Source organism: Janibacter sp. GXQ6167 (assembly GCF_041365945.1).
In the GTDB taxonomy this organism is placed as follows: Bacteria; Actinomycetota; Actinomycetes; order Actinomycetales; family Dermatophilaceae; genus JBGFSK01.
Genome location: NZ_JBGFSK010000004.1, coordinates 189,355 through 205,898 on the forward strand (window position 1 = coordinate 189,355; position 16,544 = coordinate 205,898).

The following is a 16,544-nucleotide window of genomic DNA, read 5'->3' on the forward strand; positions in this document are numbered from 1 at the left end:
GGCTGAGCAGGTCTGCCGCGTCTTTGGGGTCGATGCGCAGCAAGAGTTCCCCCTCGCGGCGCGCCGCGGCGACCATGCGGCGGTCCACCATGAAGGACACGCCCCCGAACATCGGCACCTCACGAGGGCTGCGGTCGCTCAGAGCGTGACGCACCCGTTCGACGAGATCCTGCTGAGGCGTCATCGGCCGCCTTTCTCGAGGTACTCGGGGCCGTTGTAATGCAGGTTCAGTGACGTGATGACCCCGTCGTTCAATGTGAAGAACTCCGCGAAGGTCATGGGACCGCCGGGCATGGTCGCTGCGTACAGCACGGCCGAGCCACTGGGAGCGTGCACGTCCTGGATGACATCGATCCGCGTGACCGTCGCGATGAATCCGGCCACCCCGCGCAGGAAACCGTCAGTGGCGTCGGGGCGGTGGCCGGCCAGCGGGCCGGTGAAGTCGAGGTGGTCACTCAGGAGAGGCCGAAGGGTGGCCCCGTCCTGATAGTCGTCGGTGCCGGACTCAAGGATCCGGTAGTAGTCCCTGAGGACCTGCGGGGCGTCGGGCGACAGGACGGCGGGCATGGCTCTCCTCGATGTGAGAATGTGCTTGAAACTTTCAAGCAGTCACTTGAGAAAGTCAAGGGGTTTTAGGTGAAGTCGTATGGGCAGCTGTGCTCGATCGCCCGCGCCCTGGATGTGGTCGGCGACCGTTGGACTCTTCTGATCGTGCGCGAGCTGTTGATCCAGGGGCCGTCGCGCTTCGGAGAGGTGCAGCGCGGCCTGCCGGGGATCGCGACGAACCTTCTCACTCAGCGCCTACGCGACCTTGAGGCGAACGGGGTCGTCACACGCGAACCATCCCCGAGCGCAACGGGCGCGCCGACATACCGGCTCACCGAGCGCGGCATGGCCCTGGACGGGGTGTTGCGCGAACTCTTGAAGTGGGGCGCACCCACGGTTCCAGAGGCCCCGCCCGAGGCGATCTTCCAGATGCACTGGCTCAGCCAGCCAGCCCGGTTCCTGCTCCAGGATCACCGACCGAGCGAGCCAGCCGTCATCATCCGCTTCGGCACCCTTGACGACGGTCTTGACCTCACCGCAGCGAAGGGAGCCGTGGCGGTCCGGCCCTGCGGAAGCGACACGAATCCCAACGCAGGCGTCACAGGACCTGGCCCAGTCCTAGTCGCGCTCCTACAAGGAGCCATGCCCCTCGAGCTCGCACTCGCCAATGGTGTTCGCATCGACGGCGATGCCAGCGCCCTGACCCGAATCCTGCCGCCCGCCCGCTGACTCAATCAACGTCTCCGGTCAGTACAACTAATCGTCGGTCGGGTCCACTTCGGCGGACCGGGACGGAGCGACGGCCAGCTCGGCGGCTCCGGCGGGCAGGGGCGGCGGAGTGCCGCCGAACTCGGGGCAGAGGTGCTGGAAGTCGCACCAGTTGCACAGGCGCGAGGTGCGCGGGCGCCAGTCACCCGTCTCGGCCGCCCGTGCGACGGCCTGCCAGACCGCCTTCAGATTGCGCTCCAGACCGCGCAACTCACCCTCGTCGGGGACGTACCGCACGACCTCGCCGTCGGCGAGATAGACGAGTTGAAGCAGATCCGGGATGCGCCCCTGCATCCGCCAGAGCACCAGCGCGTAGAACTTCATCTGGAAGAGCGCCTTGCCCTCGAAGCGCTCTGATGGGGACCGCCCGGTCTTGTAGTCAACCACGCGCACCTGCCCGGTCGGTGCGATATCGAGGCGGTCGACATATCCCCGCAGGGTGAGCCCGTCCACCTCGGTCTCGACGTAGAGCTCGCGCTCGGCCGGCTCGAGTCGAGTGGGGTCCTCGAGGGTGAACCACCGCTCCACCAGGGCTTGCGCATCGGCAAACCACCCTGCCTCGTTGAGGCTCTCGGACTCTTCGATCATCTCGGCGAGCTCGGGCCGCTCGGTGACCAGAGCCTCCCACCGCGAAGGGAGGAGCCCCACCGCCGCCTCGGGCGTGCGCTCGGCCGCTGGCAACTCGAAGAGGTGCTCCAGCACCGCATGCACCAGCGTCCCGCGCGCCGCGGCCGGCGACGGGGGCGCCTCGATCTTGTCGATCGTGCGGAACCGGTACAACAGCGGACACTGCTTGAAGTCCGCCGCCCGGCTGGGGGAGAGCGCTGGCGTCATGCGCTCAACCCTAGGAGCGGGTACCGACGACGCATCAGTCCTCGGGGTGGTAGCCGAGGTTGGGACCGAGCCACTTCTCGGCCTCGGCGAGACTCCACCCCTTGCGCTCGGCGTAGGACTCGACCTGGTCGCGCCCGAGCCGCCCGACGACGAAGTACTGGCTTTCCGGATGCGCGAAGTACCAGCCCGATACCGACGCCCCGGGCCACATCGCCATCGACTCGGTGAGGTCGATCCCGATCTCGTCGACGTCGAGCAGGCGCCAGAGCGTCTCCTTCTCGGTGTGCTCCGGGCACGCCGGGTAGCCGGGAGCGGGCCGAATGCCCTGGTAGCGCTCCTTGATCAGGGCGTCGTTGTCCAGTGCTTCATCGGCGGCGTAGCCCCAGATCTCCCGACGGACGCGCTCGTGCATTCGCTCGGCGAAGGCCTCGGCGAGCCGATCGGCCAGGGACTCGAGCAGGATGGCCGAGTAGTCATCGTGCTCGGCCTTGAAGGCCGCGACCCGCTCGCCCGAGCCAATGCCCGCGGTCACGGCGAAGGCGCCGACATAGTCGGTCAGGCCCGAGTCGACCGGCGCGATGTAGTCGGCGAGAGCCTTGTTGGCCACCCCTTCGCGGTGCTTGCCCTGTTGCCGCAGGGTGAGGAGACGCTCACGCACCTCATCGCGCTCCTCGCTCGTATAGACCTCGATGTCATCACCGACCGAGTTCGCGGGGAAGATCCCGACGACGCCACGCGCCTCCAACCACTTCTCGGCGATGATCCGGTCGAGCATCTCCTGCGCGTCCTCGTAGAGCTTGCGCGCGGCCTCGCCGCTGCCGGGCGTGTTGAGGATGTCCGGGAAGGACCCCTTCATCTCCCAGGCATTGAAGAAGGGCTGCCAGTCGATGTACTCGCGCAGTTCGGCGAGCGGGTAGTCCACGAAGACCTCGCGAAGGGGGGTCGCCTCCTGGTGATCCAGCGGCTCGCTCCAATCGAGGTGCGGCGCAGCGGCCTTGGCCTCGTCGTAGGAGACCAGTGGGCGCTCGGACTTCGCGGCGTGACGGGCACGGATCGAGTCGTAGTCGGCCTTGGTGCGCTCCATCAGATCGGCGCGCTGCTCGTCGGAGAGCAGCGAGGCGACGACGGGCACCGAGCGCGAGGCGTCCTTGACCCAGACAACGGGGCCGTCGTACTTGCCATCGACCTTCACGGCCGTATGCGCGCGCGAGGTCGTCGCTCCGCCAAGGAGCAGCGGCTGGTCCATCCCACGCCGCTGCATTTCGCTCGCGACCTGCACCATCTCGTCCAGGGACGGGGTGATCAGGCCCGAGAGGCCCACGATGTCCGCGCCGAGACGCTGCGCTTCGTCGAGGATCTTCGCGCCGGGCACCATGACGCCGAGATCGACGACGTCGTAGTTGTTGCATTGCAGGACGACTCCGACGATGTTCTTGCCGATGTCGTGGACATCCCCCTTCACCGTCGCGAGGACGACCAGGCCATTGCTGCGCGCCGCCTCGTTCGGGTCCTTCTCGGCCTCGATGAAGGGGATGAGGTGCGCGACGGCCTTCTTCATCACACGTGCGGACTTCACGACCTGGGGCAGGAACATCTTGCCGTCGCCGAAGAGGTCACCAACGACGTTCATCCCGGCCATCAACGGGCCCTCGATGACCTCCAGCGGGCGGCCACCGGCGGCGGCGATCTCCTGGCGGAGTTCCTCGGTGTCCTCGACGACGTGATCGTCGATCCCCTTCACGAGCGCGTGAGTGATGCGTTCGCGAAGGGGGAGTGAGCGCCACTCCTGCGCGGCGGCCTCGGCCACCTCGCCGGTCCCGCGGTGCTCCTCGGCGATCTCGAGCAGGCGCTCGGTTGCGTCCTCGCGCCGGTTGAGGATCACGTCCTCGATCCGCTCGCGTAGCTCCGGGTCGAGCGTGTCGTAGGGGACGAGGGCGCCGGCGTTCACGATCCCCATATCCATGCCCGCGTGAATCGCGTGGTAGAGGAAGACCGCGTGGATCGCCTCACGCACTGGGTTGTTGCCGCGGAAAGAGAAGGACACATTGGAGACGCCACCGCTGATCAGCGCGTGCGGGAGATTGTCCTTGATCCACCTCGTCGCCTCGATGAAGTCGGTCCCGTACGCCGCGTGCTCCTCGATCCCGGTCGCGACCGCGAAGATATTGGGGTCGAAGATGATGTCCTCGGCCGGGAAGCCCACCTCCTCGGTGAGCACCCGGTACGCGCGCTCGGCGATCTCCTTGCGCCGCGGCAGGTCATCGGCCTGACCGTCCTCGTCGAAGCCCATGACGACGATCGCGGCGCCGTACTTGCGACAGGCGCGGGCGTGCTCGACGAAGAGGTCATGGCCTTCCTTCAGCGAGATCGAGTTAACGATCGCCTTGCCCTGGGTGCGCTGTAGCCCGGCCTCGATGACCTCCCACTTGCTGGAGTCGATCATCAGCGGCACGCGCGAGATGTCGGGCTCGGAGCCGACCAGATTGACGAAGCGGCTCATCGCGGCGACGCCGTCGAGCATCCCCTCGTCCATGTTGATGTCGATGACCTGCGCCCCGGCCTCGACCTGCTGGCGGGCGACGGTGAGCGCCGCCGGGTAGTCCTCGGCTTGGATCAGCTTGCGGAAGCGGGCCGAGCCGGTGACATTGGTCCGCTCGCCGACGTTGACGAAGAGGGAGTCCGGCCCAATCGTGAAGGGTTCCAGACCCGAAAGCCGCATCGCGGGCTCGATCGTCGGGGGGACGCGCGGCGTCCTCCCTTCGGCCGCCCGACCTAGCGCAGCGATGTGGTCCGGGGTCGTCCCGCAGCAGCCGCCGATGATGTTGACCAGCCCATCGTCGACGAAGCCGCCGACGATCGCGGCCATCTGATCGGCAGTCTCGTCGTACTCCCCGAAGGCATTGGGCAGACCCGCGTTGGGGTACACCGAGACGAAACAGTCGGCGACGCGGGAGAGTTCGGCGACGTAGGGCCGCATGTCTTCGGCTCCGAGCGCGCAGTTCAGGCCGATCGCGAGGGGCTGCGCGTGGCGCACCGAGTTCCAAAAGGCCTCGGTGGTCTGCCCGGTGAGAGTGCGCCCGGACGCATCGGTGATCGTGCCCGAGATGATGACCGGCCAGCGCCGCCCGTACTCCTCGAAGAGGGTCTCCAGGGCGAAGATGGCGGCCTTGGCGTTCAGGGTGTCGAAGATCGTTTCGACGAGCAGCAGGTCCGCCCCGCCGTCGACGAGACCGCGGGCCTGCTCGACATAGGCGTCGACGAGTTCGACGAAGGTGATATTGCGCGCCCCGGGGTCGTTGACATCCGGGCTGATCGACGCGGTCCGGTTGGTCGGGCCGAGCGCCCCGGCCACATACCGGGGCTTGTCCGTCGTGCTGAACTCGTCGGCCGCCGCGCGCGCCAACTGCGCCGAGGCGTAGTTGAGTTCGTACGACAGGTCCTCCATGTCGTAGTCGGCCATCGAGATCCGCTGCGCGCTGAAGGTATTGGTCTCGATGATGTCCGCGCCGGCGTCGAGGTAATCCCGGTGAATCGAGGTGATGACCTCGGGCTGGGTGATCGAGAGGAGGTCGTTATTGCCCCGCAGATCGCTCGCCCAGTCCGCGAAGCGCTCGCCGCGGAACTCGGCCTCGCTGAGATTGCGCCGTTGGATAAACACCCCCATCGAGCCGTCGAGCAGCATCACCTTGCGGCGCAGCAGGTCGGTCAGCTCAGCGGAGGCATCGGGGCGCAGGGCAGGCGCGTTCACCGTGGGATGTCCTTAAGAGGGAAGGGGGCAAAGCGTACCCATTATCACGTGCCGCGCCCTTGGCCGAGGCACCGGCGTCAGGCGGCGGCCAGTTAGGGTCTGCTCATGGCCCACCCCGCCGACCCGAAGCCTCGCGGTATCCACCTCGCTACTCTCGGCGGTGTCCCCGTCTACATTGGCTGGTCGTGGCTCCTCATGGCCGCGGTCGTCGTGGCCCTGATCGGCCCGAATATCGCCGCCAGCCGCCCCGATCTCGGCGCCCTCGCCTACCTCGTCGCGGTCGGCTACGCCCTCATCCTGCTCGTCGCGGTCCTCGCCCATGAGGGGGCCCATGCCGCCGTCGCGCGGGCCTTCGGTCACCGCGTGCATCAAGTGGTCGCCAATCTGTGGGGTGGGCACACCGCGTACGACCCCTCGCGGGCCCGCCCCGGCAGCATGGCCGCGATCGCGGTCGCGGGACCGCTCACCAACGGCGTGCTCGCCCTGGTGGCCCTCGCGTTCGCGCCGACCTCCCCGCCCGGGGTGACGAGCGGCCTGATCACCGCCACCGCCTTTATCAATGGGGCGCTGATGGTCTTCAACCTGCTGCCCGGGCTGCCCCTCGATGGCGGCCAACTGGTCGAGGCCGCGGTCTGGAAGGCCACCGGACGCAAGGCCAGCGCGCGCATTGCCGCCGGTTGGAGCGGCCGCGCCCTCGTCGTCGCCTTGATCGTCATCGCCATCGGAATCCCGATGGCGCGCGGCGACCAGGGGAGCATGGTGACCACGATCTGGATCGCGCTCATTGGGGTCTTCATGTGGTCGGGCGCGAGCAGTTCGATCCAGCAGGGTCGCGCGATGCGCTTGCTGGACCAGGTCGACCTCCGTTCGGTGCTCGAACCGGTCTTCGTCATCCCGATCGACGCGCCGCTCACGGCCCTAACCGATCACCACGCCACCCCGATCGTTGTCGATGCCTCCGGGACGCCGATCGGCCTGGTGAGCCTCGCAGCTGCCGGCGGTGTCCCCGTCGAGGTCCGCGGGAGCACTCCGATCTCCGCGGTGCTCACCCGCCAGCCCGAGGACTGGGTCGTCGAGGCCACCCCGGGGAGCGAGTTGCTGGACATCATCCGGGGATTCCAGACGACTCGGCGCCCGATCCTCGCGGTGGTGGCGGGCCCGACGGTCCTTGGGATCGCCAACGCCGACCGGATCAACGCCGCGCTGGCCTCCGTGGACCGGGCGCCCCGGCGACGGAACTAGACTCCGCCCTCATGACGGCGACCGGCTCCCAGTACCGCCGCGGCCCCTTCCGTGAAGGCGACCGCGTCCAACTCACCGACCCCAAGGGGCGGCTCCACACGATCACTCTCACGCCGGGCAAGCAGTTCCACACCCACCGCGGCCACATCAAGCACGACGAGCTGATCGGCTCGCCGGATGGCTCGACGGTCACCAACACCGCCGGGGTCGAATACCTCGCGCTGCGCCCCCTGCTCTCCGACTACGTGATGTCCATGCCGCGGGGAGCCGCCGTGGTCTACCCCAAGGACGCGGGCCAGATCGTCACGATGGCCGACGTCTTCCCCGGCGCGACCGTCGTCGAAGCCGGCGTCGGCTCCGGCGCCCTCTCGATGTCGCTGCTGCGGGCCGTCGGTGAAGAAGGGCGGGTGCTCTCCTTCGAGCGCCGCGCCGACTTCGCCGAGATCGCCAAGGCCAACGCGCGCGCCTTCTTCGGCGAGGACCACCCCGCCTGGAGCGTCACCGTCGGGGACCTCGTCGAGGCGTTGCCCGACGCGGTCGAGCCCGGCAGCGTCGACCGGATGGTGCTCGACATGCTGGCACCGTGGGAGTGCCTGGAGGTCGCCGCCGATGCCCTCGCCCCCGGCGGAGTCCTAATCTGTTATGTCGCGACGGCAACTCAGCTCAGCAAGGTCGCCGAGGCCATGCGGGACTACGGCGCCTACACCGAGCCGGAGGCGTGGGAGTCATTAGTCCGGGGTTGGCATCTCGAGGGCCTGGCCGTGCGCCCACAACACCGGATGCATGGGCACACCGGCTTCCTCATCACGACCCGCCGGCTGGCCCCCGGGACCACGCCGCCGCTTCGCAAACGGCGCCCGGGCCGCGGATACGTCAGCGATACCGGCGAGGAAGTGCCCGAGCAATGGAGCCCGGAGGCGCTCGGTGAGCGGGTCGCCTCGGAGAAGAAGATGCGCAAATTGACCCGCGATGTCGTGAACCCGGAGCAGCGCTGACTGGACGAAGCGCGCACAATGGGGACATGACCGAGCCGAGCGACCCCCACGTCCGTGAGCTGGAGCAGACGATCGTCCACCAGCGATCGCAGCTCGCGACGGTGTCCTCCCAGAACGAACGCCTCGTGCGGACCCTCAAGGACGCCCGAGAGCAGATCGTGGGCCTGCGGACCGAAATCGACCGGTTGGCCCAGCCGCCGTCGGCCTACGCCGTCATCGTCGGAACCCACGACGACGGCAGCGTCGACGTGCTCTCCGGGGGCCGCAAGATGCACGTCGCGGTGAGCCCAAACGTCGAGCCCGCAGATCTCGAGGTCGGGCGCGAGGCGCTGCTCAACGAGGCAATGAACGTCGTCTCCGTCCACGGCATGGAACGCGCCGGAGAGATCGCGCTCGTCAAGGAGCTCCTCGGAGACGACCGGCTGCTGACCGTCGCGCGCGCCGATGAGGAGCGGGTCGTGCGGATCGCCGGGCCGCTGAAACAGGCCAAGGTGCGGGTCGGTGACGCCGTCCTGATTGAGTCCAAGACCTCGATCGCGCTGGAAAAGATCCCGAAGGCCGAGGTCGCCGACCTAGTGCTCGAAGAGGTGCCCGACCTCGCCTACACCGATATTGGCGGCCTGGCCGGACAGATCGAGGCCATCCGCGATGCCGTCGAGCTGCCCTTCCTCCACGCCGACCTTTACGAGCAGCACCACCTCAAGGCGCCGAAGGGGGTCCTGCTCTACGGTCCTCCCGGTTGCGGCAAGACGATGATCGCCAAGGCCGTCGCATCCTCGCTCGCGCGCAAGGTGGCCGAGCGCGACGGGCACGAGGACCACACCGCGTACTTCCTCAACATCAAGGGCCCTGAGCTGCTCAACAAGTACGTCGGGGAGACCGAGCGTCACATCCGGCTGATCTTCCACCGGGCCCGCGAGAAGTCGGGGGAGGGGACCCCAGTTGTGGTCTTCTTCGACGAGATGGACAGTCTCTTTCGCACCCGTGGCTCGGGTGTCTCCTCCGATGTCGAGACCACCGTGGTGCCGCAGCTGCTCGCCGAGATCGACGGCGTCGAGGGCCTGGAAAATGTCATCGTCATCGGCGCCACGAACCGCGAGGACATGATCGACCCGGCGATCCTGCGCCCCGGCCGGCTCGATGTGAAGATCAAGATCGAGCGCCCGGACGCCGAGGCCGCCCGCGACATCTTCGGCAAGTACCTCACGGCCGATCTGCCCCTGAACGACGACGACCTCGCCCAGCACGGCGGCGATCCCGAGGCGACGGTCGAAGCGATGATCGACGCCGTCGTTGAGCGGATGTACTCGGAGTCCGCCGAAAACCAATTCCTCGAGGTCACCTACGCCGGTGGTGACAAGGAGATCCTCTACTTCCGCGACTTCAGCTCCGGCGCGATGATCCAAAACGTCGTCGATCGGGCCAAGAAGCTCGCCATCAAGGAGTTGCTGGAATCCGGCCACAAGGGCCTACGCGTCGAGCATCTGCTGACGAGCGCGATGGCCGAGCTAAAGGAAAACGAGGACCTGCCGAATACGACCAACCCCGACGACTGGGCGCGGATCTCGGGCAAGAAGGGAGAGCGGATCGTCTACATCCGCACCCTGATTGGGGGCAAGGCCGGAGGTACCGAACCGGGCCGCAGCATCGATACCGGCTCGCGCACGGGCCAGTACCTCTAGGCGCTACCCGCGCGAGGCGCTCTTCCGGCGCCGCAACAGATCGGCGACGAGCCGCCACCCGACGAGGCCGAGGAGCAGCACTCCAGCGGCGACGGCGATGAAGGGGGCGGCCGTGCCCTGCCCGGCGACGGAGCGCAGACCCATCCCGCCGGCGAGGATCACCATCCAGATCAGGATTCCGGCGCGCACGGTCCCCGGATGACGTCGCGTGCCCAGCGCGAGGATCCACCCGATGAGCAGGGCGGCTAGGAAAGGCCACGCGGTGCTCCACCACCCGGCGAGAGTCATCGCCTCGGCATGCGAGCGGCGACCGGCGAGCGCAAAGCCCGCCACGACGACCACATCGAGGATCGCCACCACCGCCAGCGCGACGGGCGGCGTCGCTTGCCTGCTCACGCCGAAACGTCCTCGAAGAGGGAGGGCTGGGGTGGGGCGTGGGTGGGGTCGACCCCGTCGAAGAGGGATGAGACCGACTCACCGGCGTGAATGCGCTCGATGGCGACGGCGAAGAGTTCGGCGACCGAGCGCACCTGCAGGTCGGGCCAGTCGCTCGGGGCCGGGACGGTGTCGGTCGTCACGACCTGGGTGATGAGCGGGTGATTCCGCAGCCGCTCCACCGCCTTGCCCGCAAAGAGCCCGTGGGTACAGACCACCGCGGCCTCGGGGCACCCGAGTTCGGCGAGCTTGTCGAGCAACTCGATCATCGACCCGCCGGTCGCGATCTCGTCATCGAGGATGATCGCGCGCTTACCCGCGACGTCACCGACGATCGAGTCGATCACGACCCGGTCATCGGCCTTACGCTGCTTGCTCCCGGCGGCGACCGGCAGTCCGAGCAGGCGGGAAAACTGGGTCGCTTCCTTGGCATTGCCGAGATCGGGGGAGATCACGATCGAATTGGTGAGGTCGGTCCCGCGGAAGTGCTCGGCGAGGACACCGAGGGCGGTGAGGTGATCGACCGGCACCGAGAAGAAGCCGTGGACTTGCGGCGCGTGCAGGGTCATCGTGAGCACTCGATCGACGCCCGCGGCCACGAGCATGTCGGCGACGAGCCGGCCGCCGAGGGAGATCCGCGAGGCGTCCTTTTTGTCCGAGCGGGCGTAGGCGAAGTGGGGGATGACGGCGGTGATCTGAGCGGCCGACGCCCGGCGGGCCGCGTCGATCATCAGCAGCAACTCCATCAACATGTCCTGCGTCGGCGGGACGAGCGGCTGGACGAGATAGACGTCGCGCTGACGACAGTTGGCATGCAACTGGACCTGCAGGCAATCGTTGGAAAAGCGCGTCACCTGCGCGGCCGAGAGAGGAACTCCAAGGCCCTGGCAGATCTGGCGGGCCAGGCCGCGATGGGCTGACCCGGAGAAGACGACGATGTCGCGCATAGCAGTGGCGGGCCTCTCGTTTGCTCCAGCGCTCGGCGAGACCAGCGTAGCGAGCCCCGGCGGCGATCAGGAGAGGTGGCGGGCGATCTCGTCGACGAGTTCGTCGCGGGCCGCCGGGCCCGCTGGACATGCTCCGGGGAAGGAGGCGAATCCGTGCGGCAGGCCGTGATAGCAGGTGAGCCGCGCCTCGACGCCGGCCGCCCGCAGGTGCTCGGCGTAGCGGCTGCCGTCATCACGGATCGGGTCCAGGCCAGCGGTCTGGATCAGGGCAGGAGCCACCCCTTCCACATCCCCATAGAGCGGGGAGAGCAGCGGATCGTGGAGCTGCTCGGTCGTCCAGGACGGACCGAGATAGAGATCGCGAAAGGCCATGATTCCGGCCTTGGTGAGGATCGGGGCCTCCGCGTGCTCCTCGATCGAGGGTGAACCCAGCGTCTGGTCGGTCGCCGGATAGATCAGCGCCTGGTGGCGGATCACGGGCCGCCCATCGGGGCCCCGGAGGTCACCCAGCTGCTGAGCAACGACCGCCGCGAGATTGCCTCCGGCGCTATCCCCAGCCAGGCCCACCCGGGTGCGGTCGATCCCGGCGATCGCGAGTTGTTCGGAGCCATCGATCAGCGCGCGGACGGCGTCGATCGCATCGTGCGCCGCCGTGGGCGCCGCGAACTCCGGCGCGAGCCGGTAGTCGACGCTCGCGACTACTGCCCCCACGCGCGCTGCGAGGGCGGTACAGAGCGGGTCATACATCCGGGTCGAGCCTTGGACCCAGCCACCACCGTGGAAGTAGACGACCAGGGGGAGCGGGCCCTCTTCGCCCGACGGTCGGTACCACCGGATCGGGATGCTCGAGCCATCGCGCACGGGCACCGCGCCATCGCTGATCCGCACGGTCGGATCGAGGCGACCGGTGATCCAGGTGAAGGGCGGCCGCGTGGGGAAGACGAAGGCTCGCCTGGCCTGGATCTCGGCCAGGGTCGACTCCTCGATGGGCTTCTTTTGCAAGCCCAGCAGGGCGACGAAGGCGGCGGTGCGCAGCGCCAGACCGGGATAGGGACGCTTCATGAGGTTGCTCCGGTCGGTGCGTGGAGATAGTGGCTGACCTCACCGACGAGTTCCTCCAACGCAGGGGAGCCGGCGCTGGTGAGACCGGTAAAGGTCTGGAACCCATGAGGTGCGCCGCGGTAGGTCGTCATCCGGACCTCGACTCCCGCGTCCTTCAGGGCGAGCCCATAGGCCAGACCGTCGTCGCGAAGGGGGTCATGCTCGGCGGTCTGCAGCAGTGTCGGCGGCAGTCCATCGAGGCGTCCCCGGGCGGGGGAGAGCAGCCAATCGGCCCCATCGATGTCATCGCTGCCGAGGTACATCGCGCGGAAGGCGAGCATCATCTGCGGGGTGAGGATCGGAAAGACCCGGTCGAGGTGCTCGAGCTCGTGCTCGGTCAGGTCGGGCGCCGGGTAGACCAGCGCTTGGTGCCGCAGCCCCGACTCGCCTCGATCGCGCATCGTCTGGGCCACGACCGCGGCAAGGTTGCCACCCGCGCTATCCCCGGTGACACCGAAGGAGTCCGATCGAGCCCCGAGATCGGCGGCGTTATCGATCGCCCACTCGGTCACATCGATGCAGTCGTAGGCCGCGAGCGGAGCGCGGTACTCCGGGGCCTTGCGGTAGTTGACGGTGACCACGACGACGCGGGCCTGCGCGGCGATCCGGGTCGTGAGGGGCTCGTAGGTCTGCAGATTCCCGATCACGAAACCTCCGCCGTGGAAGTGCATGAGCAGCGGCAAAGGTTCGGTCGCATCGAGCGGCCGGTGGACACGGATCCGGACCCGGTGGCCGTCGCGGACGGTGACATAGCGGGTGTGTGAGGCCACATTGTCCCCGACCGGTCCGGTCACCCAGGTGAAGGGGGCCGTGAGCGGTACCGTCGCCGCGCGGACCTTCTTGATCTGGCGCGGCGTGAGCGCATCGACGGGCGTGCTCGTCAGGCGAGAGAAGGTGGCGAGGGCGCGCGTCCGCAGGGGCATCCAACCGGTGGTGGCCATAGGCCCATCATCACCCAGAACTAGGCTGGCGGACATGAGCGTCCCCAGCGATTCGATCGGTCCGGCGAGCGTGCGCCGGGTCATGGGCCTGGAGAGCGAGTTTGGGATCGCGGTCCCGGGCGAGCCGTACGCGAACCCCATGCAGCTCTCGGGCCTCGTCGTGACGACCTACGCCCGAGCGCACGGCCACCGCGCCACCCATGGCGCTTGGGATTACAGCGACGAGTCGCCCTTGGTCGATGCCCGCGGGTTTGCGCTGCCGCGCGCAAGCGCCCACCCGAGCCAGTTGACCGATGAGGACGACCCGAGCCTTGCCAATGTCGTCCTCGGCAATGGCGCGCGCTTCTACGTCGATCACGCCCATCCGGAGTACTCCTCACCCGAGGTCACGACTCCTCGAGATGCGCTGATCTGGGATCGCGCGGGAGATCTCGTGGCCCGCGACGTCGTCGCCCGCCTCGCCGACCGCGGCCCGGGCGTGAATCTCTACAAGAACAACACCGATGGCAAGGGCTCGTCCTACGGCACCCACGAGAACTACCAGGTGACCCGCGACACCCCCTTCGACCGGATCGTCGCGCAGCTGCTGCCCTTCTTCGTCGCCCGGCAGGTGATGTGCGGGGCCGGGCGCGTCGGCATCGGCCGCGAGAGTGAGCGCGCCGGCTACCAGATCTCCTCGCGGGCCGACTTCTTCGAGGCCGAGGTTGGCCTGGAGACCACCTTTAAGCGGCCGATCATCAATACCCGCGACGAGCCGCACGCCGACGCCGAGCGGTGGCGACGCCTCCACGTCATCATCGGCGACGCCAACCTCGCCGAGGTCGCCGGTCTGCTCAAGGTGGGCGCGACGAGCCTCGTGCTCGCCCTGATCGAGCGCGACGACCTCGCAGTCGAGCTGATGCCGCGCTACCCGATCGCCGCGCTGCAGCAGATCTCGCACGACCCGAGTTGCCGCGCTCTCATCGAGTTGCGCGATGGGCGCTCGCTCACCGCGGTGCAGGTCCTTTGGGCATACTTCGAGGCCGCGAGCGCCATGGTGGCGAAGGGGGGTGGCGCCGACGAGGCGACGGCCGAGGTGCTCACCCACTGGGAGCGTGTCCTCACCCTCTTGGAGCGCGATCCGATGCTCGCCCGGTCCGATATCGACTGGGTCGCCAAACTCGCCCTGCTGGATCAGTACCGCGAGCGCGATGGGCTCGAATGGGACGACCCCCGCCTTCGGGCCATCGACATCCAATGGGCCGATGTCAGGGCGGAGCGCGGCCTGCACTACCGGCTGGAATCCGCGGGCCGGATCACCCGGCTGACCACCGAGGACGAGGTGCGCGCCGCGATGACGACGCCGCCGACAGATACGCGGGCCTGGGCTCGAGGGCATGCCGTCACGACCTACCCGCACGAGGTCATCTCGGCCTCCTGGGATTCTCTGGTCATCGATCAGCCGGCCCGCGGCGGCGTCGCTCGGGTCACCCTGCCCGATCCGCTCAGCGGGTCCAAGGACGCGCTCGCAGCCCACCTTGGCCCTGATCGGAGCGTCGAGGCCTTCGTCGACGCCCTCGCCGAGCACGCGTAGGCTCACGGGCAATCGACCTTTAAGGAGCCGATATGGGCGGCCAGGAGCAGATTCGTCCCCAAGGCGGCGGCGGTGGCGACGACGAGCCCACCGACGACTCGTTTGGTCAGGTCAGCGCGTCCAACGCGGCCCGCGACGCCGATCTGGACTCGGTCCTCGACGAGATCGACGGGGTCCTGGAATCCAATGCCGAAGAGTTCGTCCGCGGGTTCGTCCAAAAGGGCGGCGAGTGACCGACGCCCGTCTACCCGCGGCCTATCTGAGCGCGGGCGGGACCTCCTTTACGGCCTTCCTTCAGGCCGTTCGCCCCGACCTGCTCCCGCGGGCGGAGGCGCTACCCCACGCGGCGGGTGACCTGGCCCCGCACGGCACCACGATCGTGGCGCTCGCGAGCGCGGACGCGCTGGTGATGGCGGGGGACCGGCGGGCCACCATGGGCCACTTCATCGCCAGCCGGGATATGGAGAAGGTGTTCGTGACGGCCGAGCGCTCGCTCGCTGGTATCGCCGGGTCCGCGGGCGTCGGGATCGAATTGATCCGGCTGTTTCGGGTCGAGCTCGAGCACTACGAAAAGCTAGAGGGCGTCGTCATGTCCCTTCAGGGCCAGGCCAATCGGCTCGCCGCGATGGTCCGCGCCAACCTCTCCCTCGCGATGCAAGGCCTCGCCGCGGTCCCGATCTTCGGCGGCTACGACGACGAGCGCGAGCAGGTCCGGCTGTGGTCCTTCGATGCGACCGGGGGGTCCTACGCCGAGCGGGAGCATCACAGCATCGGCTCCGGATCTCTCGCCGCGCGCGGCGCGCTAAAGAAGCTCTGGCGTCCGGGCCTGACCACCGCTGAGGCCCTGGCCGTCGCCATCGAAGCCCTCTACGACGCCGCCGATGACGACACCGCGACGGGCGGCCCCGACCTCGCTCGCGGCGTCTGGCCGACCGTCGCGATCGCCGATGCCGACGGGGCCCGCTTCATCCCGTCGGCCGAGGTCGGAGCGGTTGTCGCCGAGGTCGTCACCCGGCGGGAGGCACCGCGATGAGCGAGGCCCCCTTCTACGTTTCCCCGCAGCAGGTCATGAAGGACCGGGCAGATTTTGCCCGGCAGGGCATCGCCCGCGGACGCTCCGTCGTCGTAATCGGCTGCGCGGCCGGCATCCTGATCGTCGCCGACAACCCCTCCAGCCCGGCGCTGCATAAGGTCGGCGAGATCTACGACCGCATCGGCTTCGCCGCGGTGGGCAAGTACAACGAGTTCGAAAACCTCCGGGTTGCGGGGATCCGCTACGCCGACCTGCGCGGCTACTCGTATGACCGCAGCGATGTCACGGCGCGCGGACTCGCCAATGCGTACGCCCAGACGCTCGGGACGGTGTTTACCCAAGATCACAAGCCCTACGAGGTCGAGCTCGTCGTAGCCGAGGTCGGGCGAAGCGCCGCCCGCGACCAGCTGTATCGGATCTCCTATGACGGCTCGATCGCCGATGCTCGCTGTCACGTGGCGATCGGCGGGGATGCCGAGGCGATCAACGAGGTGCTCGATCAGCGTTGGCGCGCCGAGCTCACCACCCCCGCCGCGCTTGCCCTCGCCACGCAGGCGCTCGCCGAGTCGGGGGAGCGGACCGAGCCATTAGACGCCGATGATCTCGAGGCCGCGCTGTTGGAGCGTGCGCGCGAGGGCCGCTGCTTTACCCGTCTCCCGAGCGCGACGGTCCGCGCCCATCTCGAGCAGGCCGGGTAAC

15 protein-coding genes and 1 pseudogene are annotated in these 16,544 nt (G+C 68.3%); 8 read left to right on the top strand and 8 right to left on the bottom strand.

Annotated elements, in window-relative coordinates; all coding sequences use genetic code 11:
• Window positions 1-184, bottom strand: a pseudogene (locus tag AB8K43_RS07720) (hypothetical protein); the annotation flags it as partial.
• A complete protein-coding gene (locus AB8K43_RS07725; RefSeq protein WP_370893114.1) occupies window positions 181-567 on the bottom strand; it encodes a hypothetical protein in 387 nt (128 codons plus the stop codon). The gene AB8K43_RS07725 and the pseudogene AB8K43_RS07720, both read right to left, overlap by 4 nt.
• Before the next feature lie 69 nt (window positions 568-636).
• Here AB8K43_RS07725 and AB8K43_RS07730 point away from each other — a divergent pair, with 69 nt between their 5' ends.
• Window positions 637-1,275 carry a winged helix-turn-helix transcriptional regulator gene (locus AB8K43_RS07730; protein ID WP_370893116.1) on the top strand — a complete coding sequence of 213 codons (639 nt, stop codon included), beginning with the start codon at window positions 637-639 and terminating at the stop codon, window positions 1,273-1,275.
• 27 nt (window positions 1,276-1,302) lie between these two features.
• Here AB8K43_RS07730 and AB8K43_RS07735 read toward each other — a convergent pair whose 3' ends face one another.
• Together AB8K43_RS07735 and metH are read right to left on the bottom strand one after the other, a co-directional pair.
• Window positions 1,303-2,148: a RecB family exonuclease gene (locus AB8K43_RS07735; RefSeq protein WP_370893118.1), complete on the bottom strand. Its 846-nt coding sequence runs from the start codon at window positions 2,146-2,148 to the stop codon at window positions 1,303-1,305.
• 34 nt (window positions 2,149-2,182) lie between these two features.
• Window positions 2,183-5,830 carry a methionine synthase gene (metH, locus tag AB8K43_RS07740; RefSeq protein WP_370893382.1) on the bottom strand — a complete coding sequence of 1,216 codons (3,648 nt, stop codon included), beginning with the start codon at window positions 5,828-5,830 and terminating at the stop codon, window positions 2,183-2,185.
• Between the two features lie 171 nt (window positions 5,831-6,001).
• On the opposite strand from metH, the gene AB8K43_RS07745 reads away from it, so the two are divergent.
• From AB8K43_RS07745 to arc, 3 genes are read left to right on the top strand one after another with little or no spacing between them, the layout of a single operon-like run.
• On the top strand, window positions 6,002-7,138 hold the full coding sequence (locus tag AB8K43_RS07745; protein WP_370893120.1) for a site-2 protease family protein: 1,137 nt from the start codon (window positions 6,002-6,004) through the stop codon (window positions 7,136-7,138).
• Between the two features lie 11 nt (window positions 7,139-7,149).
• The gene (locus AB8K43_RS07750; RefSeq protein WP_370893122.1) at window positions 7,150-8,133 is read left to right on the top strand and encodes a tRNA (adenine-N1)-methyltransferase; all 984 of its coding nucleotides are present in this window, start codon (window positions 7,150-7,152) and stop codon (window positions 8,131-8,133) included.
• 26 nt (window positions 8,134-8,159) lie between these two features.
• A complete protein-coding gene (gene arc / locus AB8K43_RS07755; RefSeq protein WP_370893124.1) occupies window positions 8,160-9,815 on the top strand; it encodes a proteasome ATPase in 1,656 nt (551 codons plus the stop codon).
• 3 nt (window positions 9,816-9,818) lie between these two features.
• Here arc and AB8K43_RS07760 read toward each other — a convergent pair whose 3' ends face one another.
• The 4 genes from AB8K43_RS07760 to AB8K43_RS07775 all read right to left on the bottom strand — a co-directional run bounded on the left by AB8K43_RS07760 (window position 9,819) and on the right by AB8K43_RS07775 (window position 13,239).
• On the bottom strand, window positions 9,819-10,211 hold the full coding sequence (locus tag AB8K43_RS07760; protein ID WP_370893126.1) for a DUF3054 domain-containing protein: 393 nt from the start codon (window positions 10,209-10,211) through the stop codon (window positions 9,819-9,821).
• The gene (locus tag AB8K43_RS07765) at window positions 10,208-11,197 is read right to left on the bottom strand and encodes a ribose-phosphate diphosphokinase (RefSeq protein WP_370893128.1); all 990 of its coding nucleotides are present in this window, start codon (window positions 11,195-11,197) and stop codon (window positions 10,208-10,210) included. The genes AB8K43_RS07760 and AB8K43_RS07765 overlap by 4 nt, the downstream gene beginning before the upstream one ends.
• A 66-nt stretch (window positions 11,198-11,263) precedes the next feature.
• Complete coding sequence (locus AB8K43_RS07770) at window positions 11,264-12,259, bottom strand: alpha/beta hydrolase (RefSeq protein ID WP_370893130.1); 996 nt, start codon at window positions 12,257-12,259, stop codon at window positions 11,264-11,266.
• Window positions 12,256-13,239 carry an alpha/beta hydrolase gene (locus tag AB8K43_RS07775; protein ID WP_370893132.1) on the bottom strand — a complete coding sequence of 328 codons (984 nt, stop codon included), beginning with the start codon at window positions 13,237-13,239 and terminating at the stop codon, window positions 12,256-12,258. The genes AB8K43_RS07770 and AB8K43_RS07775 overlap by 4 nt, the downstream gene beginning before the upstream one ends.
• A gap of 34 nt (window positions 13,240-13,273) precedes the next feature.
• Here AB8K43_RS07775 and dop point away from each other — a divergent pair, with 34 nt between their 5' ends.
• From dop to prcA, 4 genes are read left to right on the top strand one after another with little or no spacing between them, the layout of a single operon-like run.
• Window positions 13,274-14,812 (top strand): depupylase/deamidase Dop, encoded by a 1,539-nt coding sequence (gene dop, locus AB8K43_RS07780; RefSeq protein ID WP_370893134.1) that lies wholly within the window; start codon window positions 13,274-13,276, stop codon window positions 14,810-14,812.
• 32 nt (window positions 14,813-14,844) lie between these two features.
• The gene (locus tag AB8K43_RS07785; RefSeq protein WP_370893136.1) at window positions 14,845-15,045 is read left to right on the top strand and encodes a ubiquitin-like protein Pup; all 201 of its coding nucleotides are present in this window, start codon (window positions 14,845-14,847) and stop codon (window positions 15,043-15,045) included.
• A complete protein-coding gene (gene prcB, locus AB8K43_RS07790) occupies window positions 15,042-15,845 on the top strand; it encodes a proteasome subunit beta (protein ID WP_370893138.1) in 804 nt (267 codons plus the stop codon). Before AB8K43_RS07785 ends, prcB begins: the two co-directional genes overlap by 4 nt.
• Entirely contained in the window at window positions 15,842-16,543 is a 702-nt protein-coding gene (gene prcA, locus AB8K43_RS07795; RefSeq protein ID WP_370893140.1) for a proteasome subunit alpha, read from the top strand. Before prcB ends, prcA begins: the two co-directional genes overlap by 4 nt.
• Window position 16,544 lies beyond the last annotated feature (1 nt).

Excerpts from the sequence above, each read along its gene's own strand:
- dop (WP_370893134.1), top strand. The coding sequence starts at position 13,274 with ATGAGCGTCCCCAGCGATTCGATCGGTCCGGCGAGCGTGCGCCGGGTC.
- arc (WP_370893124.1), top strand. The coding sequence starts at position 8,160 with ATGACCGAGCCGAGCGACCCCCACGTCCGTGAGCTGGAGCAGACGATC.
- AB8K43_RS07735 (WP_370893118.1), bottom strand. The coding sequence starts at position 2,148 with ATGACGCCAGCGCTCTCCCCCAGCCGGGCGGCGGACTTCAAGCAGTGT.
- metH (WP_370893382.1), bottom strand. The coding sequence starts at position 5,830 with ATGCTGCTCGACGGCTCGATGGGGGTGTTTATCCAACGGCGCAATCTC.
- AB8K43_RS07745 (WP_370893120.1), top strand. The coding sequence starts at position 6,002 with ATGGCCCACCCCGCCGACCCGAAGCCTCGCGGTATCCACCTCGCTACT.
- AB8K43_RS07785 (WP_370893136.1), top strand. The coding sequence starts at position 14,845 with ATGGGCGGCCAGGAGCAGATTCGTCCCCAAGGCGGCGGCGGTGGCGAC.
- AB8K43_RS07770 (WP_370893130.1), bottom strand. The coding sequence starts at position 12,259 with ATGAAGCGTCCCTATCCCGGTCTGGCGCTGCGCACCGCCGCCTTCGTC.
- AB8K43_RS07775 (WP_370893132.1), bottom strand. The coding sequence starts at position 13,239 with ATGGCCACCACCGGTTGGATGCCCCTGCGGACGCGCGCCCTCGCCACC.
- AB8K43_RS07750 (WP_370893122.1), top strand. The coding sequence starts at position 7,150 with ATGACGGCGACCGGCTCCCAGTACCGCCGCGGCCCCTTCCGTGAAGGC.
- AB8K43_RS07765 (WP_370893128.1), bottom strand. The coding sequence starts at position 11,197 with ATGCGCGACATCGTCGTCTTCTCCGGGTCAGCCCATCGCGGCCTGGCC.
- prcA (WP_370893140.1), top strand. The coding sequence starts at position 15,842 with ATGAGCGAGGCCCCCTTCTACGTTTCCCCGCAGCAGGTCATGAAGGAC.
- AB8K43_RS07725 (WP_370893114.1), bottom strand. The coding sequence starts at position 567 with ATGCCCGCCGTCCTGTCGCCCGACGCCCCGCAGGTCCTCAGGGACTAC.